The sequence below is a fragment of the Leifsonia sp. TF02-11 genome (assembly GCF_017565305.1).
In the GTDB taxonomy this organism is placed as follows: Bacteria; Actinomycetota; Actinomycetes; order Actinomycetales; family Microbacteriaceae; genus Leifsonia.
On sequence record NZ_JAGEKP010000010.1, the window covers coordinates 196,826 to 223,722 of the forward strand.

Consider the following 26,897-nt stretch of genomic DNA (forward strand, 5'->3'; position numbering starts at 1 on the left):
CCCGTTACTTCTTGGCCTTGTCCAGCGAGCTCTGCGCCGTGGACTGCGCGGTCTTGAGGAGCTGCGACAGCTCCGAGCTGCTGACCGAGCCGTTCGACAGGTTGGGGATCGACTGCACGACGACGTTGGTCAGCGCGAGCTGGGTGTCGCCCCAGGCGCCGGAGAAGGGGGTGGCCACCGACTTGCCGATGGCGTCGACGATCGGGGCGATGATCGGCTTCGCCTTCTGCAGGTCGGCCGCGGCCTGCGCGTTCGACGGCAGGTCGCCCAGGAGCGAGAACTCCTTGGTCTGCATGTCGGCGCGGGTGACCATGTTGATGTAGGCGAAGGCCAGGTCCTGGTTCTTCGAGTACTTGGCGACGACGATGTTGTCACCGGAGACGATGCTCGCCGCGGGCTTGCCGCTGGACGGGTTGGACGTCTTGCCCGGCGCCACGGTCGGCATCAGCGCGTAGGCGTACTTGCCCGCCACGGCGGACTTGTCCAGTGCCTCGATCGAGCTGGCCGACACCATCGGCAGGTACGCGGCCTTGCCCGCGCCGAACGCGGCGACGGCCTGCGGGTTCTTCCAGCCGACCGCCGCGGGGTCGACCGCCTTCTGCTCCGTGAGCCAGCCGAAGTAGGTCTGGTAGGCCTTCTCGGTGGTGGGGTCGTCGAGCCGCGCCTTGCCGGACTTCAGGTCGAGGATCGGGTTGCCCGCCTGGACGGACATCGCCCAGATGAACTTCCACGGGTCGTAGTTGTCGGCGTAGCCTGCCGCGACGCCGTAGGTGTCTCCGGTCGTGAGCTTCTTGGCCTGGCTCGCGAAGTCGTCCCAGGTGGTCGCCGGCTTGTCGATGCCCGCGGCCTTCAGCAGGTCCTTGTTGTACGCCATCACGAACGGGCGCTGCGCGAGCGGCACGCCGATCTGGTTCTTGGAGTCCGGCCCGGACATGCCGAGCGCGGCCGGGACGAAGCGGTCGCGGCCGCCGACCTTGGCCCAGTCGGCGTCGGTGAGCGTGACGAACGCGCCCGTCGCGTACGCGGTCGGCGTGAACGTGGTTCCGAGCGCGTAGACGTCCGGGCCCTGCCCGGAGACGACGGAGGTCTGGATCTTGGTGAGCTCGTCGTTGGAGCTGGCGAACGTGTCGAAGGCCAGGTCCGCCCCGGTCTCCTTCTTGAACTGGGCCTGCAGCTGGGCGAACCACTCCTTCTGCTGCTGCGGGTAGAGCCCGCTCGCTCCGACGTAGACGGAGAGGGTGCGCCCCTTGCCGTCGACCGTCGTGGACGTGGAACTGGGCTTCGCGTCGCCGCCGGAGGACGAGCATCCGGTCAGGGCGAGGCCGATGGCGGCCAGGCCGGCGATCGCGCCGAGTGCGAAACGTGATCTCATTCGTGACTCTCCTTTGAGGATGGGATCCGGTGGATCGTGTCCCCCGGACGAGGTGCGCATCGAGGGACTGCCGCCGAGCCTAGGCAGAACGGCAACAGGGCTGCAACCGATTGCCAAAAATTGCCATCGTGTGCTGTGATGGGCGCATGAGCCCTCAGCCTCGCGGGTATCCCGACGGTGTGGACCGCCCGGCCACCCTCGCCGACGTGGCCGCCGCCAGCGGTGTCGCCACCTCGACCGCCTCCCGCGCCCTCGCCAATCCGGGCCGGGTCAACGCGATCACCCGCGAGCGCATCGAGCGTGCGGCACGCGAGCTCAACTACATCCCCAACTCGCAGGCACGGGCGCTCACCAGCGGCCGCACTCGGGCGATCGCCGTGCTCGTCTCCGACGTCACGAACCCCTTCTACTTCGGGATCATCCGCGGCACCCAGCAGCAGCTGAAGGCGGCGGGCTACACGCAGATCCTGGTCGACACCGAGGAGTCAGACGAGTTGGAGGACGGGATGCTGCACAAGCTGCGGCCCTCGTTCGACGGCGCGATCCTGGCGGCCTCCCGCCTCACCGACCGCCGGCTCACCGCGCTGGCCGACGAAGTACCGCTCGTGGCGATCAACCGCCAGACCCGCGGAGTCGCGAACGTGTTCATCGACACCCCCAACGGTGTCGAGCAGGCCGTCGGCCACCTGGTCTCGCTGGGCCACCGGGAGATCGTCTACGCGTCGGGGCCGGAGACTTCGTGGTCGAACGAGCGCCGCTGGCGCGCACTCGTCCGGGCCGCAGAGGGCTACGGCGTGAAGGCCCTCCGGGTCGGCCCGTTCGCACCGCGGCAGTATGCGGGGGCGGCGGCCGCCGACGCGGTGCTGCACGCCGGTTCCACCGCGTGCATCGCCTTCAACGACCTCCTCGCGATCGGGATGCTCGCGCGCTTCCGCGAGCGCGGGGTGGACGTGCCGGGCGACGTCTCCCTGGTCGGCTGCGACGACATCTTCGGCGCCGACTTCTGCAACCCGCCGCTGACCACCCTGACCGCTCCGATCGAGCAGGCCGGCCGCACGGCCGTCGCGATGCTGCTCGCGCGCCTCGACGACGGCGCAGCGCCCGTGACCCGGCAGGCCGCGACGCTCCCCACCCACCTGACCGTGCGCGCCTCGACCGGCCCCGCACGGGCTGTCACCACCGCAGCCTCCGCTCCCTCCACTCCGCCCACTCCGCCGAAAGGACGAGGATGACCGCGCTCGCTCCGCATCCGGACCGCCTGTTCCCCGCCGACCCCGCCGAGCGCGACCTCGCCCGCCGCCTGCACGCGGCCGTCGCCGACGCCCCGATCTACTCGCCGCACGGGCACGTTCCCGCTGCGATGCTGGCCGACGACCAGCCGTTCCCGGACCCGGCCGCCCTGCTCATCACGCCCGATCACTACGTGACCCGGATGCTGCACGCGGTCGGGGTGCCCCTCGACGCGCTCGGTCTCGCCCGTGGCGGGGTGCCCTCCCCCGCCTCGGGCCGGGCGATCTGGCGGACGCTCTGCGAGCACTGGGACGCCTTCCTCGGCACTCCGGTGCGGTTCTGGTTCGAATCGGAGTTCAGCGAGGTCTTCGGGCTCGCCGAGCAGCCGTCGGCGGCCAACGCCGACGCGCTCTACGACCAGCTGGAGGCCACCCTGGCGTCACCGGAGTTCCGGCCGCGCGCCCTGTTCGACCGCTTCCGCATCGCGGTGCTCGCGACCACGGACGACCCCGCTGACGACCTGGAGGCACACGCGCGCCTAGCGGCCGACCCGACCTTCACCGGGAGGGTGATCCCGACGTTCCGCGCCGACCGGTACATGCACCCGGATGAGGCGGGCTGGGCGACACGGCTGCGCACACTGGCCGAGCGCGCCGATGTCGACACTTCCAGTTACGCCGGACTGCTGGAGGCGTTGCGCGTGCGCCGCGCGGCCTTCGCCGCCGCGGGCGGAACCGCGACCGACACCGGCGTCGTCGACGCCGGGAGCGAGCCACTCGAACCGGCGGAGGCCTCCCGCATCCATCGCGCGGCACTCGACGGGTCCCTCGCCGCGGCAGAAGCCGTCGCCTACCGCCGCAATATGCTCTACCGTCTCGCCGAGATGGCCGCCGACGACGGACTCGTGATGCAGCTGCACCCCGGAGTGCACCGCAACCACCACCGCCCGACGTTCGACGCCTACGGCCCGGACACCGGGCACGACCTGCCGGCGGTCGGCGCCTTCACCGAGCCGCTCACGCCCATCCTGCGCGACTTCGGCACGAACCCGACCTTCCGGCTCGTGCTGTTCACGGTGGACGAGACCACGTTCTCCCGGGAGATCGCACCGCTGGCCGGGTTCTACCCGTCGGTCTACGCCGGCGCGCCCTGGTGGTTCCTCGACACCCCGGCCGCGATCCTCCGCTACCGCAGGGCGGTGACCGATAGCGCGGGCTTCACGAAGACCAGCGGGTTCATCGACGACACCCGAGCGTTCTGCTCCATCCCGGCCAGACACGACATGTCCCGCCGCGTGGACGCGTCGTTCCTGGCCTCGCTGGTCGTCACCCACCAGCTCGCCGAGGAGGACGCCTTCACGATCGCGCGGCGACTCGTCGACGACATCCCCCGGACGACATTCCGCCTGGGCTGATCCGCGTCACACGACGAACCACACGACGTGCGTGCGGCTACGCTGGACGCAAACCGTCTCAACGAAGGAGTCCTCCGTGCCCGAGAACCACGCAACGGCCAATATCGGAGTCGTCGGTCTGGCTGTGATGGGGTCGAACCTGGCCCGCAACCTCGCTTCGCGCGAAGGCAACACCGTCGCCGTCTTCAACCGCACGTACGCACGCACGCAGGAGCTCGTCGACGCGCACCCGGAGGCCGGGTTCGTCTCGTCCGAGCAGATCGACGACTTCGTCGCCTCGCTCTCCAAGCCGCGCACCGCGATCATCATGGTGCAGGCCGGCCGCGGCACCGACGCGGTGATCGACCAGCTCGTCGAGCGGTTCGAGCCCGGCGACATCATCGTGGACGGCGGCAACGCGAACTTCCACGACACCATCGAGCGCGAGAAGCGCATCGCGCCGACCGGCATCCACTTCGTCGGCGCCGGCATCTCCGGCGGCGAGGAGGGCGCCCTCAACGGCCCCTCGATCATGCCGGGCGGCTCCGCGGAGTCGTACGAGACCCTCGGCCCCATCCTCGCCTCCATCGCGGCGGTCGCCGAGGGCGAGCCGTGCGTGACCCACGTCGGCACCGACGGCGCCGGCCACTTCGTCAAGATGATCCACAACGGCATCGAGTACGCCGACATGCAGCTCATCGCCGAGGCGTACGACCTGCTCCGCACGGTCGGCGACCTGGAGCCCGCGCAGATCGCGGACGTCTTCGCCGAGTGGAACAACGGCTACCTCGAGTCGTATCTGATCGAGATCACCGCCGAGGTGTTGCGCCAGGTGGACGCCGAGACCGGCAAGCCGTTCGTCGACATCGTGCTCGACCAGGCCGGCTCGAAGGGTACGGGCGTGTGGACGGTGCAGAACGCGCTCGACTTGGGCATCCCGGTCGGCGGCATCGCGGAGGCCGTCTTCGCCCGCGCTGTCTCCTCCAAGCCCGCCCAGCGCGCGGCCGTGCAGGCGACGATCCAGTCCCGTCCCGAGGTGCAGAAGGCCGAGGACGTGAAGGCGTTCGCCGACGACGTCTCGAAGGCGCTCTACGCCTCCAAGGTCGTCGCCTACGCGCAGGGCTTCGACGCGATCGTCGCCGGCGCCGAGAAGTACGGCTGGGACATCCACAAGGACAAGATCGCCAAGATCTGGCGCGGCGGCTGCATCATCCGCGCCCAGTTCCTCAACCGGATCGCCGACGCCTACGACGAGAACCCGGACATCACCACGCTGCTGGAGGCGCCGTACTTCGCGGACGCCGTGCGCGAGGGCGAGGCCGATTGGCGTCGCATCGTCGCCACTGCCGCGCTCTCCGGCGTGCCCGTGCCCGGTTTCGGGTCGGCGCTGTCGTACTACGACTCGCTCGCCTCGACCCGCCTGCCCGCCGCTCTCGTGCAGGGCCAGCGCGACTTCTTCGGAGCGCACACCTACAGGCGCGTCGACGAGGACGGCATCTTCCACACGCTCTGGTCGGGCGACCGCACCGAGATCGAGACCGAGGGCTCCTCGCACTAGCCGCGCGCCGTTCCGGCCTGCCGAAGGGCACGTCGTTGTCGCTTTCGGGCCCCGAAAGTGACAACGACGTGCCCTTCGTCGTCGGAAGCGCCTCGGTTGCAATCGCGTCGCGCGCGCCTCAGACTCATAGCGTGACGTTCGAGGACCACCCGGAGCTGGCGGAGTACGAGCCGTCGGACCGTCCGCTGCGCGGGCGACGCCGCACGATCGCGACGCGCGTCTTCGTCGTGGTCGCGCTCACCGCGCTGGTGCTGCCCGGGATCATGCTGACGATCAGCATCCAGACCGACACCGCGACCGGCACCTGCGCGGTCTACGCGCGGCACTACGCGCCCGACTCGGTGAGCTCCTCCGCCCGCTTCGAGCTGTTCGCACCGGCAGGCCCGGGTTGGCAGTGCTACGCCCTCAACACCGAGGGCGACGCCACCTTCGTCGCGCCGCTCGGCCTCATCCCGTCGACGCCGCACGCTCTGCCGTGACGAGCAGCCGCACGGTCCCGCTCAGCCACCGCGTGTAGCGCTCGAAGCTCCAGCCGCTCTCACGCACCAGCTGCTGGTACCCCTCCGGTGACATCACGAACGACAGCCCGTCCGCGAGTTCCCGACGACCGGCGTCGTCGAGCGCGGACACCTCTGCGACGCCGCGCTCGGCGAGCAGCCCGACCAGCAGCCCATAGTCCGCGTGCCGTCGCTCGAGCAACTCGGCGAGGACTGCCGCGACCGTGTCGTCGTCACGGGCAGCGGCCGTGAAGGTCGACCACAGTCCCGCCGTGCGCGCGTTCGCCGCGGCGATGAACGGGATGAGTTCCGCGAGCATCCGGTCGGCGTCGTCGAGGGCGGCGATCGCCGCGACCTCCGGACGCTCTGCGAGGGACGACTCGCCCGCCTCCCCGCCGAAGGTGAGCTCGAAGGCGGCCAGCAGGAGCGCCCGCTTCGGTCCGTGCACCTTCACGCTCTCCACCGAGACACCCGCTGCTGCCGCGATGTCGGCGAGGGAGGCGCTGGCGTAGCCGCGCGACGAGAAGACTGCGGCGGCGGCCTCCAGGATGCGGCGGCGCGTCTGCTCTGCGTGCTCCTGCCGCAGGGTGGAGCGGTACGGTCGGGTCGCGGCCACTATTGACTACCCTTCGAGTGTAGTGAATACTGTTGACGTTTATTCGACTTTACCCGAACGAGGAACGCACACATGAACGACCAGCCGCTCGACATCCTGATCTGCTCCACGCCCGTCCACGGGCACGTGACTCCCCTGCTCGCCGTGAGCCGCGCCCTCGTGCAGCGCGGCCACCGGGTGCACTTCCTGACCGGCGAACGGTACCTCCAGCGCGCGGCGGCCACCGGCGCATCCGTGCTGCGGCTGCCGGCCGAAGCCGACTACGACGACACCGACATGGATGCCGCCTTCCCCGGCCGCGTCGGGCTGACCGGCCCCGCCGGCATCCGGTACGACATGACAGAGATCTTCCTGAGGCCCGCACGCAGCCAGCTGGTTGCGATGGACGCCGCCGTCCGGGGGCTCGGGATCGACGTGGTCCTCGCCGAGAGCCTGTTCCTCGGCGCCGCGCTGTTCGCCTCCCGCCCCCGCGAGTCACGCCCTGCCCTGCTCAACCTCGGGATCGTGCCATTGGGCGTCAAGAGTCGCGACACCGCACCGTTCGGCCTCGGCGTGCCGCCTCGAAGGGGCGCGCTCGGTCGGCTGAGGAACGCCGCCCTGACGGCGGTGGCCGAGAAGATCGTCTTCGCCCCCGTGCAGCGGGCGGCGCTCCGGGTCGGGCTGGAGTCCGGAACCGGGCTCGGCGGGTTCGTGCTCGACTGGCCGTCGCTCTCCGACGGCGTCGTGCAGTTCACCGTTCCGGAGTTCGAGTACCCCCGCACCGATGTCACGGTCCCGCTGCACTTCGTCGGGCCGGTGTCCCGCACCCAGCCCTCGGACACCCCGCTGCCCGCGTGGTGGAGCGACCTCGACGACGGGCGCCCCGTCGTCCATGTCACCCAGGGGACCGTGGCCAACACCGACTTCGGCGACCTCCTGCTACCGACGATCCGCGCGCTCGCGGCCGACGATGTCTGGGTGGTCGCCAGCACGGGCGGCCGAGCCGTGACGAGCCTCGGCGGAACGCTGCCGCCGAACGCCCGCGTGGCGAGCTACCTGCCGTACGACCGGCTGCTGCCGCGCACGTCCGTCTACGTCACCAACGGCGGATACGGCGGCATCCATTACGCGATGGAGCACGGAGTACCCGTGGTGGTCGCGGGGACCACCGAGGACAAGACGGAGGTCTCCGCCCGGGTCGCCTGGTCGGGCATCGGCATCCGGCTCGGAACCAACCAGCCCAGCGACGCCGCAGTCTCGCGCGCCGTCAGGACGGTGCTCGGCGACCCGGCCTACGCCGCGAACAGCGCACGGATCGGCGGCGCCATCCGCAGGTCGACCGGGCTGAACGGCCTCGAACGCGCCGTCGTCGAGACCGCACGACAGCACCCCCGGCCCCACGCATCGGTCACGCGAGTGCCGTGAGCTGCGTACCTGCGCCTAGGCGGCGCCGTCGAACATGGAGGTCACCGAGCCGTCGGTGAACACCTCGCGGATCGCGTTGGCCAGCAGCGGAGCGATCGGCAGCACCGTGAGTCCGTCCCAGCGCTTGTGCGCGGGAAGCGGAAGCGTGTCGGTGACGACGACGGAGTCGATCGCCTCCGACTGCAGGAGCTCGACCGCCGGGTCGCTGAACACGGCGTGCGTCGCGGCGACGACGACGCCGATCGCACCGTTGGCCTTTAGCGCCTCCGCGGCCTTCACGATGGTCCGCCCGGTGTCGATGAGGTCGTCGACCAGCAGGCACACGCGACCCTTGACGTCACCGACGATCTCGTGGACCGAGACCTGGTTGGGCACCAGCGGGTCGCGGCGCTTGTGGATGATGGCCAGCGGCACGCCGAGCTTGTCGCTCCAGATGTCGGCGACCCGCACGCGACCCATGTCGGGCGAGACGACCGTCAGCGTCGACGGGTCGAGCTCGCGCTGCATGTGCTCCAGCAGCACCGGCATGGCGAAGAGGTGGTCGACGGGACCGTCGAAGAAGCCCTGGATCTGGGCGGCGTGGAGGTCGACCGACATGATGCGGTCGGCGCCGGCCGCCTTGAAGAGATCGGCGATCAGGCGGGCCGAGATCGGCTCGCGGCCACGGCCCTTCTTGTCTTGGCGCGCATACGGATAGAACGGGGCCACGACGGTGATGCGCTTGGCCGAGGCGCGCTTGAGCGCGTCGACCATGATCAGCTGCTCCATGAGCCACTCGTTGATCGGCGACGTGTGCGACTGGATGACGAAGGCGTCGGAGCCGCGAACGCTTTCGTCGAAGCGCGCGTAGATCTCGCCGTTGGCGAAGGTGCGGGAGTCCGTCGGCACCAGCTCGCTGCCAAGGCATTCGGCGATCTGCTCGGCCAGCTCGGGGTGCGCACGCCCCGAGATCAGAACGAGTCGTTTCTGGCCGGTGGCAGTGATCCCTGACACTTACTCTCCGCTCTCTTCCGCAGCCGTGCTCTGCTCAGCGGCACGGGCGGCCTCGGTGCCCGGTCGCTTCTCGGCGACCCAGCCTTCGATGTTGCGCTGTGGCGCGACCGTGATGGCGAGCGCGCCGGGTGGAACGTCCTTCCGGACGACCGTTCCCGCTCCGGTGTACGCTCCGTCACCCATCCTAACGGGCGCGACGAGCACCGTGTTCGTGCTGATCCGCACGTGCGATCCGATGACCGTGCGGTGCTTGTTCACTCCGTCGTAGTTGGCCGTGATGACACCGGCGCCCAGGTTGCCCATCTCGCCGACCTCCGCATCACCCACGTAGTTGAAGTGCGCGAGCTTGGTGCCGGCCCCGATGACGGCGTTCTTGGTCTCGGTGAACGTTCCGATCTTGCCCTTGGCGCCGAGGACGGTGCCCGGCCGCAGGTACGCGAACGGACCGACGGTGGCACCCTCGCCGATCACGGCGAGGGTGGCGTCGGTGCGGGTGACAGTCGCCCCCGCACCGACCTCGGTGTCCAGAAGCGTCGTGTCCGGGCCGACGGTCGCACCCGTGCGGATGGCCGTCGCCCCGCGCAGCTGCGTGCCGGGGAGGATGGTGACGTCGGGCTCCAGGGTGGCCGTCACGTCGATCCAGGTCGTCGCCGGGTCCTGCACCGTGACTCCGGCGAGCTGCCAGGTGCGCACGACGAGCGCGTTGAGGCGGGCGGCCGCCTCGCTGAGCTGCGCCCGGTCGTTGATGCCCTCGACCAGCCACGACTCCGAGACCGGGAGCGCGTCGACGTCGAAGCCGGCCTCCCGGAGCAGGCCGATGACATCCGTCAGGTACTTCTCGCCCTGGGCGTTGTCGGTCGTGACGTTCGCGAGCATGTCGCGCAGCGCGGCGGCGCCGAAGACGTAGATGCCGGCGTTGATCTCGCCGATGGCGCGCTCGGCTTCGCTCGCGTCCTTGTGTTCGACGATGCGGTCGAGGTGCCCCTCCGAGGTGCGGACGATGCGGCCGTAGCCGGTCGCGTCGGCCGGGAACGACGACAGGATGGTCGCGGCGGCCCCTCCCGCGCGGTGGGTAGCGACGAGCTCGCGGAGCGTCGAAGCGTCGAGCAGCGGCACGTCGCCGTTGACCACCAGCACGTCGCCGGCGAAGTCGGCCGGGAGGGCGGCGACGGCCTGCTCCACGGCACGGCCGGTGCCCGGCACCTCGTCCTGGTCGACGATGACGGCGTCCGGCAGGTCGGCGGTGATCACCTCGGCGAGCCGGTCGCGCTCGTGCCGGACCACAGCGATGACGCGGGCGGCGTCGAGCTCGCGGGCGGTCGCCAGCACGTGCCCGACGACGGGGAGGCCCCCGAGCGGATGCAGGAGCTTGGGCGTCGCGGACTTCATCCGCGTGCCCTGCCCGGCCGCAAGAACGACGATGGCGAGATTCTGGTCGGTCATGATGCTCCCGGTGCGGTGGTGACGGTGCGGTGCGGCTGGTGACGTCGCTCCGCCTCCAGGACTCGAACCTAGACCTCACAGCTCCAAAGGCTGTCGTGCTGCCATTACACCAAGGCGGACCGCGCAACGCGCACACACAGTCTGCCAGACTCGGCGACGGATGCCGCCGAGCTGCGAGGGCGGCCGAATAGCATGGAGGGATGGCCGACGCACACGACGGGACCGCGCGCAGCGGGGCGCGCGACGAGGTGGACCGCATCGTCGGGGCGTGGCTCCGCGAGCGTCCCGACCTCGACTTCTCGCCGCTCCAGGTGCTGTCGCGCGTCGACCGGCTTTCCCGTCACCTCGACAGGGCGCGTAGGAGCGCCTTCGAGCGCTCCGACCTCGACTCGTGGGAGTTCGACGTCCTCTCCGCGCTCCGCCGGGCCGGCTCGCCCTTCCAGTTGAGCCCGAAATCGCTCCTGCAGCAGACCCTGGTGTCGTCGGGCACGATGACGAACCGCATCGACCGGCTGGTCGCGCGCGGGCTCGTCGAGCGCAGGACCGACCCCAACGACGGCCGCGGGATCCTGGTGCAGATGACGGCCCAGGGCCTCGCCAGGGTCGACGCCGCGATCACCCGGCTCGTCGACGCGGAGGCCGACCTGCTCGAGTCGCTCTCCCCCGGCGACCAGGAGCGTCTCGCCGGGCTGCTGCGCAAGCTGAGCCTGGGATTCGACGCCGGGGAATGACCGGCTCCTCCTGCGCAGCTTCTCAGCAGACTGTTATCCCGCACTCATAAACTCTCCCGCGATGAGACTTTCCCGCCTGAAGCGCCTGCCGTCCCGAGTGAAGCGCGCCGCTCGCTTCGAGATCCACGCGCACTGGCGCCGCCAGCCACTCGTCCTCGGCTCGGTCTTCTACGAGTCGTTCTCGGGCAACGGGATGCTCGACAACCCGGAGGCGCTATTCCGCGAGCTGCTGGCCGCGCCCGACCTGAAGCACCTCACCCACATCTGGGCGCTGTCCGACCTGCACCGCTACCGCGCCGCCGTGGAGGAGTTCGCCGACGACCCGCGCGTCACCTTCGTCCGCTACGGCTCGGCCGCCTACTACCGCGCGCTGGCCACCAGCCAGTACCTCGTCAACAACGCCACGTTCCCCTACGACTTCTCCAAGCGCCCCGGCCAGGTCTATCTGAACACCTGGCACGGCACCCCGCTCAAGCGCATGGGCTACGACATCGAGGACGGCGCTCTGGCGACGGCCAACATCGTCCGCAACTTCGTGCAGGCCGACTATCTGCTGGCCGCCAACCCGTTCATGGCCGACCAGATGTACCGGAGCGCATACAAGCTCGACGGCATCTACCGCGGCACCCTCATCGAGGAGGGCTACCCGCGCGTCGACCGGCAGTTCCTCGACGACGCGCAGCGCGAGAGCGTGCGGAAGCGCCTGGTCGACTCCGGCATCCCGCTCGGCGACCGCAAGGTCATCCTCTACGCGCCCACCTGGAAGGGCCAGACCTTCGGCCGGCCGGAAGACGACCTCGACGCCCTCCTGGCGCACCTCCACGAGGTGGAGCAGCGCATCGACACCAGCCGCTACGCCGTGCTGGTCAAGACCCACCAGACCGTGCACGCCCTGGCCGCCGACCGCCCGGAGCTGGCCAGGATGCTGGTGCCCAACGAGATCCCGACGAACCTCGTCCTCGGCGCCACCGACATCCTGGTCGGCGACTACTCGAGCATCTTCTTCGACTTCCTCCGCACGGGCCGGCCGATCCTGTTCTTCACACCCGACCTCGTGGAGTACGCGGGTACGCGCGGGCTCTACTTCGAGCCGGACGAGTGGCCCGGCCCTACCCTCATGTCGGCGCGCGAGCTGGGCGACGCGCTCGCGGCGGTCGCGGCCGACGGCGACCAGGTGCCCGCCGGATCGCGCGAGCGCTACCTGGACATGCAGCGCCGGTTCACCCCTTACGAAGACGGGTCGGCCTCCGGGCGGGTCGTCGACATCGTGTTCCGCGGGGTGCGCGAGGGCTACCGTCTGCGCACCTCCCTCGACGACGACGGCCGCGAGAAGATCCTGCTCTACCTCGGCGGCATGCGACCGAACGGGATCACGACCTCCGCCCTCAACCTCCTCAACAACATCGACCACGAGCGCTACGACGTGTCCGCGTTCTTCGCCCAAAGCGGCTCGCAGACGATCATCGCCAAGCAGCGCCAGATCCACCCGGCTGTGCGCCAGTTCCCACGTGTCGGCGGCATGAACGGCGCCAAGCTGCGTCACCTCGCCCGCCACCTCGACTTCCGGAGGGGGCGCACGGCCCAGCACGCGGAGACCGACGCGCAGAACCGGCTCTGGGACGACGAGTGGTACCGCTGCTTCGGCGACAGCCGCTTCGACTACGTCGTCGACTTCTCCGGCTACGGCCCGTTCTGGGCGATCCTGCTGCTCCACTCCCCCGACGCGCAGCGCTCGATCTGGATGCACAACGATCTGGCCTCCGACGCGCACCGCGAGGTCAACGGCGAGAAGCGGATGCTGCACTCGCTGACCCAGCTGTTCACCCTGTATGCGCAGTACGACCACCTGGTGTCGGTCTCACCGACGCTGTCCGAGGTGAACCGCGCGTCCCTGGCGGAGTACGCGGAGCCGGCGAAGTTCCGCTCTGCACTCAACACCGTCGATGCCGAGCACATCCTCGAGAACGCCACGGCCGACCTCCACGAGCTCACCTTCGACGAGGAGACCGGCAGCATCCCCGACTGGGCGGAGCAGCTGCTGGCGCCGAACGACGACATCACCACCTTCGTGAACGTGGGCCGGCTGTCGCCGGAGAAGAACCAGGAGCGCCTCATCCGCGCGTTCGCGCAGGTGCACGCCGAGAACCCGAAGACCCGGCTGCTGATCGTCGGCTCCGGACCGCTGGCCGGCCACCTGGAGGCCGTGGTCGCCGAGCTCGGGCTGCAGAGCTCGGTGTTTCTCACCGGGATGCAGCGCAACCCGCACGCCATCACGGCGAAGGCCGACTGCTTCGTGCTGTCGAGCGACTACGAGGGTCAGCCGATGGTCATTCTGGAGGCCCTCGTCCTCCAGCTGCCGATCGTCACCGTCGAGTTCGCCTCCGCCAAGAACGCCCTGCCGAAGGGCAGCGGCCTGGTCGTGCCGCAGTCGGTCGACGGGGTCGCCGACGGGCTGCGCGCGTTCCTGCGCGGCGACGTCCCGAACGGCGGCTTCGACTGGGCCGGCTACAACCGCAAGGCGGTCGCCGAGTTCTACCGCGCCATCGGCGCCGCCCCCGACGCCGACGCCGCCCCCGACCCTGCCGCCCTCCCCGACCCTGCTGCCCTCCCCTCTGTGGCTGCCCTCCCCGAGTCCACCGACGAACCGGCGACTACGCAGAAGATCGGCTGAAATCCGTCGAGTACGCGGATGATCGATGTACTCGACAGCCCCTGAACCGGGGTGTGAGTGGCTGGATCGGCGCCCGTAGGCTGGGGCGATGGTTTTCGGTGTCGTGCTGGCATCCGTCGCGGGTCTCCTGCTGCTCTGCGCGATCGCGGCCGCCGTCCGCTCGGCACGGCTGCCGCGCTCGCTGATCGTCGAGTACGCGCCCGCGCGTGGAGCGACCGTGCTCGCCGACGCCGTTCTCGCGGGTCTCGAGCGGCGGGCGGCGGCAGCTGCACTGCTCGACCTTGCCGTCCACGGCAGGGTGCGCCTGCTCGCCGACGTCCCGGCCGGACGACGACGCCGCCGCCGCCCGACCATTTCGATCGAGGTGCCCGATCCCGATGCTCTCGGCGCCGGCGACCTGGCGCTGCTCGACGCGCTCTTCGACGCCGATCGGGACGGTCGCCCCCGGCGGTTCTCCAAGGACGCGCGCAAGGCCGGTCGACGGGTGCAGGACCTCATCCGGCGCGAGGCCTCGCGGCTTCGGCGCGCCGGCCTGCTGACGAAGGACGGCATCGCCGGGCCGCTGCTTGTTCGACTCGGGGTGCTCCTGTTGCTGATCGCGCTGCCGACGCTCATCGGGGCCGGACTTCTGGGCGCCCTGCCGCTCGCGCTCCTCTCGGCGGCGGCGTCGGCCCTCCTGATCGCGGAGGTCGTCGTCGCCGGTCGCGTGCGTCCGCGCCGCTTCGCCGCTGCTGCGGCGCAGCGCCGGACCCACCTCGACGGCCTCCGCCAGTACATGCGGCTGGCGGAAGCGGACCGACTGCGTACGCTGCAGTCGCCCGCCGGCGCGCAACGGGTCGCCGTCGCCTCCCCCGTTCCCGACTCGACCGGCTCCACAGGACCGGCCGACCCTGCCGAGCGCTTCCGGCTCCACGAGCGGCTGCTGCCGTACGCGGTCATCTTCGGCATGGAGCGCGAGTGGACGAAGGTGATCGCGATCGACCTGGACGGGCTCGATCGGGCGGTGCTGTCGTCCCTCGGCGACATCGCGCAGTCCGCCGGCGACATCCTCCAGGTCGCGGCTGCGCTCGGCGACCTCGTCGACATCGTCTCCTCGGTCGGAGACGTCTTCGACGCCGCCGGCTCCGCCCTCGACGTCGCCGGCGCGATCGGCGACCTCTTCGGCTCCTGGCCCTGACGCGCGGTCAGGCGCGACCGGCGAGCGCGACGGTGTCCACGCCTGCGGGGAGCTCCCCGTAGAGGGAGCCGCGATCGGGTCCGAGGCGGGAGGCGACGAAGGCATCCGCGACGGCGGCCGGGGCGTGGCGGATGAGCAGCGAGGCCTGCAGTGCGACCGCGAGTGCGGCGACCATCGACCGAGCCCTGGACTCGTCGGCGCCGGCTTCGGCGTCGGCGATCGTCCTCCGCAGCCGGTCGTGATGCGCGTCGTACGCGGCGTGCGCTCCTCGGGCGGAGGCGAGCTCGGCATCGAACGCCTCCACGCTCGCCGGTTCACGGCTCAGCGCGCGCAGCACATCCAGGGCGATCACGTTGCCCGAACCCTCCCAGATCGCCATCACCGGCTGCTCGCGATAGCGCCGGGCCAGCGGGAACGCCTCGGTGTAGCCGTTGCCGCCCAGGCACTCCATCGCTTCGTACGCATGGCCGGGTCCGCGCTTGCACACCCAGTACTTGCTCACCGCGGTGGCGAGACGTCGGAAGGCGACGTCGGTGTCGGGCGCGTCGTCGTCGTGGGCACGGGCCAGGCGCAGCGCGACCGCGGTGGCCGCCTCCGACTCCAGGGAGAGATCGGCGAGCACCGCCGTCATCGCCGGCTGGTCGGCCAGGCGCCGGCCGAACGCCGACCGGTGACGCACGTGCCAGGCGGCCTCCGCGACGCCCTGCCGCATCCCGGCCGCTGTGCCGAGAACGCAGTCGAGCCGCGTGCGATTGACCATCTCCAGGATGGTGCGGACGCCGCGTCCCTCCTCGCCGAGCAGGTGGCCGACGGTCCCGTCGAACTCGACCTCGCTGGAGGCGTTGGACCGGTTTCCCAGCTTGTCCTTCAGCCGTTGGATCAGGAAGACGTTGCGCGTGCCGTCCTCCAGCACGCGCGGCACCACGAAACAGCTCAGGCCGCCCGCGGTCTGGGCGAGCACCAGGAACGCGTCCGACATCGGCGCGGAGCAGAACCACTTGTGGCCGGTGAGCAGCCAGCGCCCGTCGCCGTCGGCGAGCGCCCGGGTGGTGTTGGCCCGGACGTCGGAGCCGCCCTGCTTCTCGGTCATCGCCATGCCGAACAGTGCAGACGATTTGGTCGCACCGAGGCGGCCGTCGTACTCCCGCGACAGCAAGCGCGGCACCCACTCGGCCGCGAGCTCGGGGGATGCGGCGAGGGCCGGGACGGCCGCGTGCGACATCGAGACGGGGCACGCGTGCCCGGGCTCCACCTGCGCGAACAGCATGAAGGCGGCGGCGCGGGCGACGTTCGCCCCCGGGCGCGGGTCGGCCCACGCGGAGGTGTGCGCGCCGGCCGCGACGGCCTCGCGGATCACCCGGTGGTAGCTCTCGTCGTAGTCGACCTCGTCGATGCGCTCGCCCCACCGGTCGAACGCGCGCAGCTGCGGCTCACGCACGTTCGCGCGCTCGGCGTCGGCCTGGAAGCCGGCGGAGCCGACCAGCCGCCCCACGGCGCCGAGATCGGAGACCGCCCAGTCGGCGTCGTAGCGCTCGACCCCCTCCCGGAGCGGGAGGTTCGCCGCGAACTCGTCGAGGTCGACGCGCGGCGGGGCCTGGTTCACGACGGTGTGAGTGGGCATGCGGTGAGTCTAGTGCGGGGCTCCGGCCGGGCTGGAGGGGCGGTCTGGGGTGGGGCGGGCGCACATCCCGACCGAGCTCCGCACCGAGCGGCTCGTGCTGCGGCCGTGGCGCGACGACGACGCTGTCTTCGCCTTCGACCTGTACTCACGCTGGGAGGTCGCGCGCTTCCTGGGCCGGACGCCCGCCGTGATGGCCGACCCCGCTGACGCTGTGCGGCGGGTCGCTCGGCTGCGTGCGCTCGAAGACGATCTGCGGGCGTTCAGCGTGGTGGAGTCGGCCTCCGGCGAACCCGTCGGCACCGTGATGCTGCAGCCGATCCCCGCTTCCGGCCCGGGGCCGCTGCGGCCGTCGGGCGACACCGAGATCGGCTGGCACTTCCATCCGGACCGGGGCCACGGTTACGCGACGGAAGCGGCGGGCGCCCTCGTCGAGGCGGCGCTGGTCGGCCTCCGGCGGGTGGTCGCCGTCACCTACCCGGACAACACGGCCTCGCAGCGGGTGCGCGAGCGGATCGGCATGCGCAGACTCGGCCGACGCTTACTACAACGCGTCGGCAACGGAGGACTCTCGAGCCGCCACGCCGGTCGCGAGCAGCTAACGGAGGAGTCCGTGCCTCAGGAAGCCGGAAAGTCCTCCGTTACCGGCGGGCGCGGCCTCGGTGTCGCGAACGGAGGAGATGCGGCCGCGCGTCGCGCGCAACTCCTCCGTTGACTGCCGACACGCCGCGGCACAGTGCGGATCTCCTCCGTTACCGACGCGCGCCTCAGCCCTCCAGCTGCTCGCTCAACTCCAGCCAGCGGGTCTCGTGGTCGGCGATCTCGCCCTCCAGGGCGCGCAGCTCCTCGGTGAGCCGGCCCAGGCCGACGTAGTCGGACTGGTCGTGGCGCGCGATCGCCTCGTGGTGCGCGGCGACCTGGCCTGCCAGCTTCGCGAGGCGGCGGTCGATGGAGGTCAGCTCCTTCTCGGCGGCGCGCAAGGCCGCCCCCGACAGCGTGGGCGCGGAGGCCGCGACAGCGGCGACGGCACTCGGCGCGGCTCCCCGCTCCTTCCGCAGCCGCAGGTACTCGTCGATCCCGCCCGGGAGGTGGCGGAAGGCGCCGTCGATGACCGCGTACTGCTGGTCGGTGACCCGCTCGACGAGGTAGCGGTCGTGCGAGACCACGAGCAGCGTCCCCGGCCACCCGTCGAGGAGGTCCTCCATGGCGGCGAGCATGTCGGTGTCGAGGTCGTTGGTCGGTTCGTCCAGGATGAGCACGTTCGGCTCGTCGAGCAGGATCAGCAGCAGCTGGAGGCGGCGCTTCTGGCCGCCGGAGAGGTCCTTCACCGGCGTCGAGAGCTGGGCGTTCGTGAAGCCGAGGCGTTCGAGCATCTGACCCGGCGTGACCTCCTTGCCGCCGGCGAGGTACGTCGTCCGCTTGTCGGCGACCACGGCGCTGACGCGCTGGTCGCGCACGGCGTCGAGCTCGTCGAGCTGCTGCGTCAGGGTGGCGATCTTGACCGTCTTGCCGCGCTTGACCCGGCCGGCCGTCGGCTCGACAGTGCCGGCAACGAGCGCGAGCAGGGTGGACTTGCCCGCGCCGTTGACGCCGAGGATGCCGGTGCGCTCGCCCGGAGCGATGCGCCACTCCACGTCGCGCAGCACCGTCTTCGGCGGGAACTCGACCGTCACGTCGAGCAGATCGACGACGTCTTTGCCGAGGCGCGCGGTGGCGAGCTTCGTCAGCTCGACCGCGTCGCGAGGGGCGGGTTCGTCGGCGATCAGCGCGGCGGCCGCGTCCATCCGGAACTTCGGCTTGGATGTGCGCGCCGGGGCACCGCGCCGCAGCCAGGCGAGCTCTTTGCGCATGAGGTTCTGCCGCTTCGTCTCCGCGACGGCGGCCATGCGATCGCGCTCGACGCGCTGCAGGACGTACGCCGCGTACCCGCCCTCGAAGGGTTCGACGATCCCGTCGTGCACCTCCCAGGTGGAGGTCGACACCTCGTCGAGGAACCAGCGGTCGTGGGTGACCACCACGAGCGCACCCGACCCGGAGGCCCAGCGCTGTTTCAGGTGCGAGGCGAGCCAGGCGACGCCCTCGATGTCGAGATGGTTCGTGGGCTCGTCGAGGAACAGCAGGTCGTGGTCGTGCACCAGCAGTGCGGCCAGCGCGACCCGGCGACGCTGTCCTCCCGAGAGCTCGCCGATCGCGGCGTCCCAGGGGATGTCGGCGATCAGCCCGGCGAGCACGTCGCGAACGCGCGGGTCGCCGGCCCAGACATGCTCCTCCCGGTCGCCCACGATGGCCCGGCCGACGGTGAGCGCGTCGGGCAGGTCGTCGCGCTGGTCGAGCATGCCGACGGTCACGTCGCGCCGTCGCGTGACGCGCCCCGAATCGGGCTCGAGCCGCCCGGCGAGCAGCGACAGGAGCGTCGACTTGCCGTCGCCGTTGCGGCCGACGACGCCGATGCGGTCGCCTTCGGAGACGCCGAGCGTCACCGAGTCGAAGACGACCCGCGTGGGGTATTCGAGATGCAGCGACTCGGCGCCGAGGAGATGAGCCATACGGTCTTCCAGCCTACCGTCGCGGCGGGATGGCCGAACCGCCGCCCAGCGCTCCCCCACCTTGGGGGAAACCGACCGGTGCCCCGGTTGTGCGATGATCGACGGACCGGACCGCGCACTCCCGACTTCTGACCCGCGCGGGCGGATGGGGGCGACCGTGACCGACCTGGACTCGACGGCTCGGCCGTTGATCGGCCGGGATCGTGCCAGAGAGACCATCCTCCTCGTCGCCCATCGCGCCGTCGACCAGGGCGGCGCAGTGCTCGTCACGGGCGAGCCCGGCCTCGGCAAGACGGCCCTGCTCGCCGACGTCGCGCAGCGGCTCGACGGCTGGACCGTGCTGCGGGTGAGCGCGGACTCGTTCGAATCAGACCTGGCCTACGCCACGGTCGAGACCCTGGTGCGCGGGCTCGTCGGCCTGGGCGTGACGGCGATCCGGCCTCCCGGTCCCGACGACGACGCCTTCACCGTCGGGAGGCTGCTGCTCGACGCGATCGACGCCGTCTCCGGCCCGGTGTGCCTCATCGTGGACGACGCGCAGTGGGTGGACGAGCCGTCGGCGCGCGCCCTGCGATTCGTCGTGCGCCGGCTCTCCGACCGCGCCTTCCTCTTCACCGCCGCGACGCGCCCCCAGCCGAACAGCCTGTCCGCCGTGTTCGAAGACCTGGCGGCGTCGTCGGTCAACCACGCGCGCATCGACCTGACCCCGCTCACCGTGTCGGACACGCAGGAGCTGGCCGAGCACATCCTGGGCCACGCGGTCTCCCGCCGCACCGCGACCCGGCTGACGGACGCGACGCAGGGTTCCCCGCTGCTGCTCAGCGTCCTCCTCGGGCAGCTCCACGACACGTTCGCGCAGGCGCTGCACCCCGCGGGCTGGGACCTCCCCGACACCGCGATCATGCCGCTCGCCTCCGCGATCTCCGCCGCTCTGGAGGGCGCCGACCCGTCAGTCCGCACCGCCGCCGAGTTCGTCGCCGTGCTGCGCGACCCGCTGCCCGCACCCGTGGCCGGTTCCATCGCCGCGCGGCTCGGCGAGCGGCTCGACCTGCCGGGGGCCGTGACGCGCGGTCTCGTGCTCGGGACGCCGCGCGACGGCGTGCTGTGGGTGGAGCCCGCGCACGCCCTGCTCGCCGACGCCCTCGCCGCCGAGCTCACCGTGGAGCGGCGCGTCCAGATCCACCGGGTCGCCGCCGACGTGCTCGACGGCCATCGAGCGCTGCGCCACAGGGTGGAGGCCGCAGACACCGCGGACCCCGGCCTGGTCGACGAGCTGCTCACCGCGGCGCTCGCGGCGGCCGACCAGGGCAGGGCCGAGCAGGCGATGAGCTACGCGCGCTCGGCTATGCATCTCGCCACCGACCGGGAGCTCGAGCGGGCGCTCATCGAGCTGGGCCTCCTCGCGATGCGGTTCCGGCTGCACGAGCAGATCCTCGACCTGCGGCCCGCCATCGAGACGTTGCCGCCGTCGCCCGCGCGCGACGCCGTGCTGCTGGAGCTGCGGACGCTGTCGCGGGACGCGCCGGGCGCCCTGGAGCTCGCCCTCCAGCTGGAGGCCGCTCCCGCCGTCACCCCGGACGAGCGTGCGATCCGCACCCACGTCGCCGAGGCGCTGCCCAAGGTGCTGATGGCGATGGGCGACTTCGCCGGCGTGCTCGACCACCTGGACACGGCCCGGGAGCACATCGCCGCGTGCCCGCGGCCGGACGAGGTCGCCGACCCCGCGCTTCGGTGGCTCGCCGAGCCGGACGAGCACCTGGTGCGCCTGCTCGGCTGGGCGCTCACCTCCGCCGCCCACGCGCAGCGCCCCGACCTCTTCGCACCGCTCACCGCCGAGCTCGACCGGATGCTCCCGCAGCACGAGTCCCCTGCCGCGGTGGACGCACTGGTCTCGCGCGCACGGGTCTCGATCCTCGGCGGGGACATCGAGCGTGCGCGCGCCGACCTGGCGAAGGCGAACGAACTGGTCCGCCGGTTCCCGAGCAGCTGGACCGCGGGCTTCGTGCGCACGATGTACGCGCACATCCTGTTCCTGGTGGGCGAGTGGGAGGAGTCGGTCACCCTGGCCGACACCGCCGTCGCGCTCGCACTCGACGAGACCGACCTGTCGTGCTGGCCGATCGCGCTCTGGACGTCGACGCTCGTCCGCGCCGGGCGCGGAGAGTCGGAGCCGGTGGCCGAGCGACTGCGCTCGGCCGCGAAGGCCGATCCGCGCATCACGGGATCGTACGACGGCGACCTGCCGTTCCTGGCGCGGGCCGAGCTGGCGCGGGCGCTCGGCCGCCCGGAGGACCAGCTGAGCGCGACACTGGACGCGGAGGCAGCCGCGACTCGCGGCTCCACGCTGGGGTGGTTGACCTACCGCGTCGACGCGCTCGCGACGCTGGGACGCGCCGCCGAGGCGCGTAGCGCCTACGAGCGCTGCGCCGCTCCCGGGCTGTGGCGCCCGTACTACGGCTCGCTGCGCTGGCTCGAGGGCCGCGTGCTCGAGGCGGAGGGCCGCACTGCCGACGCGCTTCAGGCCTACCGCGAGGCGGCCGGAGAGTCGCGCTTCCCGTTCCCGGAGGCGGTCGCCGCGCTCGACGCGGGGCGCCTCCTGGTGGCGGGAGGTGCTACCGCGAACGGCGGAGCCGCACTCCGCAGCGAGGCGGACCGCGCCGAGGCCGCAGCGCTGCTCGAGCGGGCGGCCTCGACCTTCCGGCGGCTGGGTGCCAGCGCCTACCTCGCTCGCGCGGTGCAGCTCCTGGACGCGATGCGCTCCGCCGGAGCCACCGCTCCCGGCGTCGAGCACTCCTCCGCTCTCGACCCGCTGGCCCCGTTGACCACGCGCGAGCGCCAGGTCGCGCACGCGCTGGCCGCCGGGATGACCAACAAGGAAATCGCGGAGCGGCTGTACGTGTCGGTGACGACCGTCAACTTCCACGTGCGCAACATCCTCGCCAAGCTCGGGATGCGCTCGCGTCGCGAGCTCCGAGCACTCGCCCTGCCTCGCCGTCGACCCGTCAGAACCGACCGACCCGTCAAGAGTTGACGGTTTTCGCGTCCCCCACTAGGAGGACACGGGAAGTGCTCGCTAACGTGGTGAACACCCGGGATGCCCGACCGCTCCGCGTGGAAACGACTCCATCTTGACGAATCGTCTCAACCCGACATGCGGCACGGATCGGGCATCCTCGGGCATGGCCCCGGACGTGCGGGGCCACTCGATTCAGATGGGGGTCTGGTCGGTCAGTCGCCGATGACGCGGGCGCCGTGGACGGGTCCCGTCGCCCGCACGGCGTGGATACGCGAAGCGCTGAGCGCGATCTGCAGGTCGAGCGCATTGTCGAGGTCGGCCACGAGGAACGCGACCGTCGGACCGGAGCCCGACACGATCCCGGCCAGCGCGCCGTTCAGCTCGCCGAGCTCCAGCACCTCGGCGATGCTCGGCGCCAGGTGGATCGCCGGCGCCTGGAGGTCGTTGCTGAGCGCCTCCGCCAGCATCGCGGGGTCGCCGGCACGCAGCGCGTGCAGCACCGGCGCGTCGACGCTCGGGCTGCGCTCGGCCGGCGCGATCTCGCCCGCGTGCCGCTGACGGTGGCGGTCGAGCTCGCTGTAGACGGCCGGCGTGCTGAGCTCCCCTTCCGGGAGGGCCAGCACCCAGTGGAACTGTCCGGTCGCCAGCGCAGGGCTGAGCCGGTCGCCGCGGCCGGTGCCGATCGCGGTTCCGCCGATCAGCGCGAACGGCACATCGGCTCCCAGTCGGGCGGCCAGCGCAAGCAGCTCGTCGCGGCCGAGCTCGGTTCCCCAGAGCGCGTCGCACGCCACGAGCGTCGCCGCGGCGTCGGCCGAACCTCCGCCCATCCCGCCGGCGATCGGCACGTGCTTGTCGATCTCGAGCCGCACGCCGCCGGTGTAGCCGGTCTTCTTGGCGAGCAGCCGCGCCGCTTTGATGGCCAGGTTGCTGCCGTCGGTCGCGAGACCGCTGGTGTCGACGCTGCCCCCGAAGCTCACCGAGAAGTCATCGGCGTGGTGTGCGCGTACGTCTTCGTAGAGGGACACCGCCTGGTAGGCGGTGGCGACGTCGTGGTAGCCGTCTTCGCGCACGGCGCCGACGCGCATGAACACGTTGATCTTGCCGGGAGCGCGCACATGTACGGCATCCACGTCCCACCCCGTACCCGCCTCGACCATGCCTCAAACCTACACACCGGACGGGTGCTCCGAGGACCACCCGATCAGGTGATGGCGGCGAGTCTCACGAAGTCGTCGAGGTCGAGCTGCTCGCCGCGCAGCGACGGGCTGATGCCCGCCGCCTCCAGGGCCGAGGCTGCGGACGTCGGGTCGCCGAAGACGACGGAGAGCGACTGGCGGAGGGTCTTCCTGCGTTGCTGGAACGCCGCGTCCACCAGGGCGAAGGTACGCTTGCGCAGAGCCTCGTCGCCGCGCGGCTCTGCACGCCGGTCGAAGGCCACCAGCACCGAGTCGACGTTGGGGACCGGCCAGAAGATCTGCCGGCTGACGTTGCCTGCCGTGCGCCAGGTGCCGTACCACGCCGCCTTGACGCTGGGCGCCCCGTAGACCTTGGAACCCGGCCCCGCCGCGATGCGGTGGCCGACCTCCGCCTGCACCATCACCACTCCGGAGAGCAGGGTCGGGAAGGTCTCGAGGAAGTGCAGCAGCACCGGCACCGACACGTTGTACGGGAGGTTGGCGACCAGCCGGACCGGGCTCTCCGGGAGGTCGGTCACGGCCAGAGCGTCCTGGTGCACGACGGCCAAGCGGTCGGCGGCGGAAGGAGCGAGCTGCTGCACCGTCACCGGTAGCTGGGCGGCCAGCCGGCCGTCGATCTCCACGGCGACGACGCGCGCGCCGGCCTCCAGGAGACCCAGCGTCAGCGACCCGAGACCGGGCCCGACTTCGACCACGATGTCACCCTCCGCGACCTCGGCGACCCGCACGATGCGGCGCACGGTGTTGGCGTCGATGACGAAGTTCTGGCCGAGCTTCTTGGTGGGCGTGACGTCCAGGAGCTCCGCCAGGTCGCGGATCTCGGCGGGCCCGAGCAGTCGCAGCTCGCTCACGCGATGATCCCGATGGGTGTCGTGGGCGGGGCTCCGACCGGCTCGCTGTCCCAGCGACCGTAGACGAGCTCGGTGTTGGAGTTGAGCTGAGCCGCGAGGGTGGAGGCGTCGGTGCCGATGGTCTCGGCCATCGCCCGCACGGTGTACGGGATGAGGTACGGCGCGTTCGGCCGGCCGCGGAACGGCGTGGGCGTCAGGAACGGCGCGTCGGTCTCGACCATGATCAGGTGGCGCGGCGCGACGCGCAGCGCCTCACGCAGGCCCGGCGCGTTCTTGAACGTCACGTTGCCCGCGAACGACATGAACCAGCCGTTCTCCGCGCAGATCTCGGCCAGCTCGACGTCGCCGGAGAAGCAGTGGAAGACCGTCCGCTCCGGGGCGCCGACCCGCTTGAGCGTCGCGACGACCGCGGCGTGCGCGTCCCTGTCGTGGATCTGCAGGGCGATGTCGTTCTGCTTGGCGATCTCGATGTGCGCCTCGAAGGAGGCGAACTGCGCGTCGCGGCGCGGTCCCTCCTCCGTACGGAAGAAGTCGAGGCCGGTCTCGCCGACGGCGCGCACGCGCGGCCTCCCGGCCAGCTCGGCGATGACCGCGAGCGCGTCGTCCAGCTCGCCGCGTTCGGCGTAGTCCGGAGCGTCGTTGGGGTGCAGGGCGACCGCGGCGAGCATCCGAGGCTCGATCGCCGCCGTCTCGGCCGACCACCGCGACGTCTCGACGTCGTTGCCGACCTGGACGACTCCGCGCACGCCGACGCTCGATGCCCGATCGAGCTGCTCGCGGTAGTCGAGCGGGTCGTCGCCGTCGGCGATCTCCAAGTGCGTGTGGTTGTCGTAGACGGGCACGACCAGCGCCTCCGGGAGCGGAGGATACGCGAGGTCGCGGCCGTCGGTGACGTGCCGCTGGCGGATGAACGCCGGGTCGGTCATGCCGCGGGCACCGCGTCCGCGTCGATCCGCGGGAACAGCGCCTCGAGACCGTTGACCTCGGTGCCGGCGGGGAGCTGGCCCCACTCGCCGGCGCTCCGCAGCTTCTGCGCCTCCAGCGGGCCGAGCCCGGCCGTCGCGCCGAGCGCCGTCCACAGCTTGGCGGTCGCCTGCGGGATGACCGGCGAGAGCAGCACTGCGAGCGCGCGCAGTCCTTCCGCCGCCGTGTAGAGCACGGTCTGGAGGCGCTCGCGCTTCGCGTCGTCCTTCGCAAGGCTCCACGGCTCCTGCAGCGTGATGTAGCCGTTGAGCTCGTCGACGATGGTCCACACCGCGGCGAGGGCGTCGTGGATCGCCAGCGTGCCCATCGCGGCGTCGGCGTCGGCCGTCGCCTTCGCGACGACCTGCTGCACGTGGAGGTCGGCCTCCTCGTACGCGCCCGCCGGCGGGACGATGCCCTCGAAGTAGCGGGTCACCATGGCGATCACCCGCGATGCGAGGTTGCCGAAGCCGTTCGCCAGCTCGGCCTGGTAGCGCGCCGCGAGGTCCTCCCAGCTGAACGAGCCGTCCTGCCCGAAGTTGATGGCGCGCAGGAAGTAATAGCGGAACGCGTCGGAGCCGAAGGTGTCGGTGATCTGCGTCGGCGCGATGCCGGTGAGCTTCGACTTGGACATCTTCTCGCCGCCGACCAGGAGCCAGCCGTGGCCGAACACCTGGTGCGGAACCTCCAGGCCCGCTGCCATCAGCATCGCCGGCCAGATCACGGCGTGGAACCGCAGGATGTCTTTGCCGACCAGGTGGGTGGCGGGCCAGCGGCGCTCGAAGTTCTCGTCGTCCTGCCCGTAGCCGACAGCGGTGACGTAGTTGAGCAGCGCGTCGAACCACACGTAGACGACGTGCGACTCGTCCCACGGCACCTTGATGCCCCAGTCGAAGCTCGAACGCGAGATCGAGAGGTCGCTGAGGCCCTGGCGGACGAACGAGACGACCTCGTTGCGCGCCGACTCCGGCTGCACGAACTCCGGCCGCTCCTCGTAGAGGGCCAGCAGCCGGTCGGCGAAGTCGCTCATGCGGAAGAAGTAGTTCTTCTCCTGCAGCAGCTCGAGCGGCTTCGAGTGGATGGCGCAGACCTTCTGGCCGGCGTACTCCCCCGTGCCGTCGACGATCTCGCTCTGCGGCTTGAACTCCTCACAGCCCACGCAGTACAGCGCCTCGTACTCGCCCGCGTAGATGAAGCCGTCGTCGTAGAGCTTCTGCAGGAACTTCTGGACGTTCTTCTCATGCCGCTCGTCGGTGGTGCGGATGAAGTCGTCGTTGGCGATGTCGATGGTCTTCAGCAGCGGCAGCCACTCGTTCGTCACCAGCCGGTCGGCCCACTCCTTCGGGGTGGTGCCGTTGGCGGTCGCGGTGCGCAGGATCTTCTGGCCGTGCTCGTCGGTTCCGGTGAGCAGCCAGGTGTCGTCGCCGGCCTGGCGGTGCCAGCGCGCGAGCACGTCCGCGGCGACCTCCGTGTACGCGTGCCCGATGTGCGGGACGTCGTTGACATAGAAGATCGGCGTGGTGATGTAGAACGCGGAGCCGTCGGACATGCTGACTATCCTACGGGCGCGCGAGGGGTGGGCCGGCGTTGTTACTTCGGTCGCTGCCGAGGGGCACGTCGTT

Annotated in this window: 20 protein-coding genes and 1 tRNA gene; 10 read left to right on the forward strand and 11 right to left on the reverse strand. The window is 71.2% G+C overall.

Annotated features, from left to right (window positions below; genetic code table 11):
* Nucleotides 1-4 precede the first annotated feature (4 nt).
* Nucleotides 5-1,372, reverse strand: coding sequence for an ABC transporter substrate-binding protein (locus JNB50_RS15100; RefSeq protein ID WP_208041004.1), 1,368 nt, complete (start codon nucleotides 1,370-1,372; stop codon nucleotides 5-7).
* A gap of 146 nt (nucleotides 1,373-1,518) precedes the next feature.
* On the opposite strand from JNB50_RS15100, the gene JNB50_RS15105 reads away from it, so the two are divergent.
* The 4 genes from JNB50_RS15105 (at nucleotide 1,519) to JNB50_RS15120 (ending at nucleotide 6,032) form a co-directional block, all read left to right on the forward strand.
* Nucleotides 1,519-2,604: a LacI family DNA-binding transcriptional regulator gene (locus tag JNB50_RS15105; RefSeq protein WP_208041005.1), complete on the forward strand. Its 1,086-nt coding sequence runs from the start codon at nucleotides 1,519-1,521 to the stop codon at nucleotides 2,602-2,604.
* Entirely contained in the window at nucleotides 2,601-4,016 is a 1,416-nt protein-coding gene (gene uxaC, locus JNB50_RS15110) for a glucuronate isomerase (protein WP_208041006.1), read from the forward strand. Before JNB50_RS15105 ends, uxaC begins: the two co-directional genes overlap by 4 nt.
* Nucleotides 4,017-4,092: 76 nt before the next feature.
* Nucleotides 4,093-5,553, forward strand: coding sequence for an NADP-dependent phosphogluconate dehydrogenase (gene gndA / locus JNB50_RS15115; protein ID WP_208041007.1), 1,461 nt, complete (start codon nucleotides 4,093-4,095; stop codon nucleotides 5,551-5,553).
* 131 nt (nucleotides 5,554-5,684) lie between these two features.
* A complete protein-coding gene (locus JNB50_RS15120) occupies nucleotides 5,685-6,032 on the forward strand; it encodes a hypothetical protein (RefSeq protein WP_208041008.1) in 348 nt (115 codons plus the stop codon).
* Here the strand turns inward: JNB50_RS15120 and JNB50_RS15125 are convergent.
* The gene (locus JNB50_RS15125) at nucleotides 6,001-6,666 is read right to left on the reverse strand and encodes a TetR family transcriptional regulator (protein WP_208041009.1); all 666 of its coding nucleotides are present in this window, start codon (nucleotides 6,664-6,666) and stop codon (nucleotides 6,001-6,003) included. The genes JNB50_RS15120 and JNB50_RS15125 overlap by 32 nt on opposite strands.
* Nucleotides 6,667-6,738: 72 nt before the next feature.
* Here JNB50_RS15125 and JNB50_RS15130 point away from each other — a divergent pair, with 72 nt between their 5' ends.
* Nucleotides 6,739-8,070 carry a glycosyltransferase gene (locus JNB50_RS15130; protein WP_208041010.1) on the forward strand — a complete coding sequence of 444 codons (1,332 nt, stop codon included), beginning with the start codon at nucleotides 6,739-6,741 and terminating at the stop codon, nucleotides 8,068-8,070.
* Between the two features lie 15 nt (nucleotides 8,071-8,085).
* Here the strand turns inward: JNB50_RS15130 and JNB50_RS15135 are convergent, their stop codons facing one another.
* The 3 genes from JNB50_RS15135 to JNB50_RS15145 form a co-directional block, all read right to left on the reverse strand.
* Nucleotides 8,086-9,063 (reverse strand): ribose-phosphate diphosphokinase, encoded by a 978-nt coding sequence (locus JNB50_RS15135; RefSeq protein WP_208041011.1) that lies wholly within the window; start codon nucleotides 9,061-9,063, stop codon nucleotides 8,086-8,088.
* On the reverse strand, nucleotides 9,064-10,506 hold the full coding sequence (gene glmU / locus JNB50_RS15140) for a bifunctional UDP-N-acetylglucosamine diphosphorylase/glucosamine-1-phosphate N-acetyltransferase GlmU (RefSeq protein ID WP_208041012.1): 1,443 nt from the start codon (nucleotides 10,504-10,506) through the stop codon (nucleotides 9,064-9,066).
* Nucleotides 10,507-10,553: 47 nt separating this feature from the next.
* A tRNA-Gln gene (locus tag JNB50_RS15145) sits at nucleotides 10,554-10,625 on the reverse strand.
* A gap of 81 nt (nucleotides 10,626-10,706) precedes the next feature.
* Between JNB50_RS15145 and JNB50_RS15150 the strand changes: the two genes are divergently transcribed.
* The 3 genes from JNB50_RS15150 to JNB50_RS15160 all read left to right on the forward strand — a co-directional run bounded on the left by JNB50_RS15150 (nucleotide 10,707) and on the right by JNB50_RS15160 (nucleotide 15,085).
* Entirely contained in the window at nucleotides 10,707-11,237 is a 531-nt protein-coding gene (locus tag JNB50_RS15150; RefSeq protein ID WP_208041013.1) for a MarR family winged helix-turn-helix transcriptional regulator, read from the forward strand.
* Nucleotides 11,238-11,298: 61 nt separating this feature from the next.
* Entirely contained in the window at nucleotides 11,299-13,908 is a 2,610-nt protein-coding gene (locus JNB50_RS15155; protein WP_208041014.1) for a glycosyltransferase, read from the forward strand.
* 88 nt (nucleotides 13,909-13,996) lie between these two features.
* Nucleotides 13,997-15,085 carry a DUF2207 domain-containing protein gene (locus JNB50_RS15160; protein WP_208041015.1) on the forward strand — a complete coding sequence of 363 codons (1,089 nt, stop codon included), beginning with the start codon at nucleotides 13,997-13,999 and terminating at the stop codon, nucleotides 15,083-15,085.
* A gap of 7 nt (nucleotides 15,086-15,092) precedes the next feature.
* On the opposite strand, the gene JNB50_RS15165 is transcribed toward JNB50_RS15160, so the two are convergent.
* On the reverse strand, nucleotides 15,093-16,706 hold the full coding sequence (locus tag JNB50_RS15165; protein ID WP_208041016.1) for an acyl-CoA dehydrogenase family protein: 1,614 nt from the start codon (nucleotides 16,704-16,706) through the stop codon (nucleotides 15,093-15,095).
* 49 nt (nucleotides 16,707-16,755) lie between these two features.
* Here JNB50_RS15165 and JNB50_RS15170 point away from each other — a divergent pair, with 49 nt between their 5' ends.
* A complete protein-coding gene (locus tag JNB50_RS15170) occupies nucleotides 16,756-17,418 on the forward strand; it encodes a GNAT family N-acetyltransferase (protein ID WP_307794736.1) in 663 nt (220 codons plus the stop codon).
* A gap of 52 nt (nucleotides 17,419-17,470) precedes the next feature.
* Here JNB50_RS15170 and JNB50_RS15175 read toward each other — a convergent pair whose 3' ends face one another.
* Entirely contained in the window at nucleotides 17,471-19,249 is a 1,779-nt protein-coding gene (locus JNB50_RS15175) for an ABC-F family ATP-binding cassette domain-containing protein (protein WP_208041017.1), read from the reverse strand.
* Nucleotides 19,250-19,406: 157 nt separating this feature from the next.
* Here JNB50_RS15175 and JNB50_RS15180 point away from each other — a divergent pair, with 157 nt between their 5' ends.
* On the forward strand, nucleotides 19,407-22,280 hold the full coding sequence (locus tag JNB50_RS15180) for a LuxR family transcriptional regulator (protein WP_208041018.1): 2,874 nt from the start codon (nucleotides 19,407-19,409) through the stop codon (nucleotides 22,278-22,280).
* Between the two features lie 197 nt (nucleotides 22,281-22,477).
* Here JNB50_RS15180 and JNB50_RS15185 read toward each other — a convergent pair whose 3' ends face one another.
* Genes JNB50_RS15185 through metG form a run of 4 tightly spaced genes read right to left on the reverse strand, consistent with a single transcriptional unit; the run spans nucleotide 22,478 to nucleotide 26,824 of the window.
* The gene (locus tag JNB50_RS15185) at nucleotides 22,478-23,422 is read right to left on the reverse strand and encodes a 4-(cytidine 5'-diphospho)-2-C-methyl-D-erythritol kinase (RefSeq protein WP_208041019.1); all 945 of its coding nucleotides are present in this window, start codon (nucleotides 23,420-23,422) and stop codon (nucleotides 22,478-22,480) included.
* A gap of 44 nt (nucleotides 23,423-23,466) precedes the next feature.
* A complete protein-coding gene (rsmA, locus tag JNB50_RS15190; RefSeq protein WP_208041020.1) occupies nucleotides 23,467-24,312 on the reverse strand; it encodes a 16S rRNA (adenine(1518)-N(6)/adenine(1519)-N(6))-dimethyltransferase RsmA in 846 nt (281 codons plus the stop codon).
* A complete protein-coding gene (locus JNB50_RS15195; protein WP_208041021.1) occupies nucleotides 24,309-25,238 on the reverse strand; it encodes a TatD family hydrolase in 930 nt (309 codons plus the stop codon). Before JNB50_RS15195 ends, rsmA begins: the two co-directional genes overlap by 4 nt.
* Nucleotides 25,235-26,824 carry a methionine--tRNA ligase gene (metG, locus tag JNB50_RS15200; protein WP_208041022.1) on the reverse strand — a complete coding sequence of 530 codons (1,590 nt, stop codon included), beginning with the start codon at nucleotides 26,822-26,824 and terminating at the stop codon, nucleotides 25,235-25,237. The genes JNB50_RS15195 and metG overlap by 4 nt, the downstream gene beginning before the upstream one ends.
* Nucleotides 26,825-26,897: the final 73 nt, after the last annotated feature.

What these genes read in the sequence shown, in the direction of transcription:
- JNB50_RS15100 (WP_208041004.1), bottom strand. Translation starts at nt 1,372, where the DNA reads ATGAGATCACGTTTCGCACTCGGCGCGATCGCCGGCCTGGCCGCCATC.
- JNB50_RS15105 (WP_208041005.1), top strand. Translation starts at nt 1,519, where the DNA reads ATGAGCCCTCAGCCTCGCGGGTATCCCGACGGTGTGGACCGCCCGGCC.
- uxaC (WP_208041006.1), top strand. Translation starts at nt 2,601, where the DNA reads ATGACCGCGCTCGCTCCGCATCCGGACCGCCTGTTCCCCGCCGACCCC.
- JNB50_RS15130 (WP_208041010.1), top strand. Translation starts at nt 6,739, where the DNA reads ATGAACGACCAGCCGCTCGACATCCTGATCTGCTCCACGCCCGTCCAC.
- glmU (WP_208041012.1), bottom strand. Translation starts at nt 10,506, where the DNA reads ATGACCGACCAGAATCTCGCCATCGTCGTTCTTGCGGCCGGGCAGGGC.
- JNB50_RS15150 (WP_208041013.1), top strand. Translation starts at nt 10,707, where the DNA reads ATGGCCGACGCACACGACGGGACCGCGCGCAGCGGGGCGCGCGACGAG.
- JNB50_RS15155 (WP_208041014.1), top strand. Translation starts at nt 11,299, where the DNA reads ATGAGACTTTCCCGCCTGAAGCGCCTGCCGTCCCGAGTGAAGCGCGCC.
- JNB50_RS15160 (WP_208041015.1), top strand. Translation starts at nt 13,997, where the DNA reads ATGGTTTTCGGTGTCGTGCTGGCATCCGTCGCGGGTCTCCTGCTGCTC.
- JNB50_RS15165 (WP_208041016.1), bottom strand. Translation starts at nt 16,706, where the DNA reads ATGCCCACTCACACCGTCGTGAACCAGGCCCCGCCGCGCGTCGACCTC.
- JNB50_RS15175 (WP_208041017.1), bottom strand. Translation starts at nt 19,249, where the DNA reads ATGGCTCATCTCCTCGGCGCCGAGTCGCTGCATCTCGAATACCCCACG.
- JNB50_RS15185 (WP_208041019.1), bottom strand. Translation starts at nt 23,422, where the DNA reads ATGGTCGAGGCGGGTACGGGGTGGGACGTGGATGCCGTACATGTGCGC.
- JNB50_RS15195 (WP_208041021.1), bottom strand. Translation starts at nt 25,238, where the DNA reads ATGACCGACCCGGCGTTCATCCGCCAGCGGCACGTCACCGACGGCCGC.
- metG (WP_208041022.1), bottom strand. Translation starts at nt 26,824, where the DNA reads ATGTCCGACGGCTCCGCGTTCTACATCACCACGCCGATCTTCTATGTC.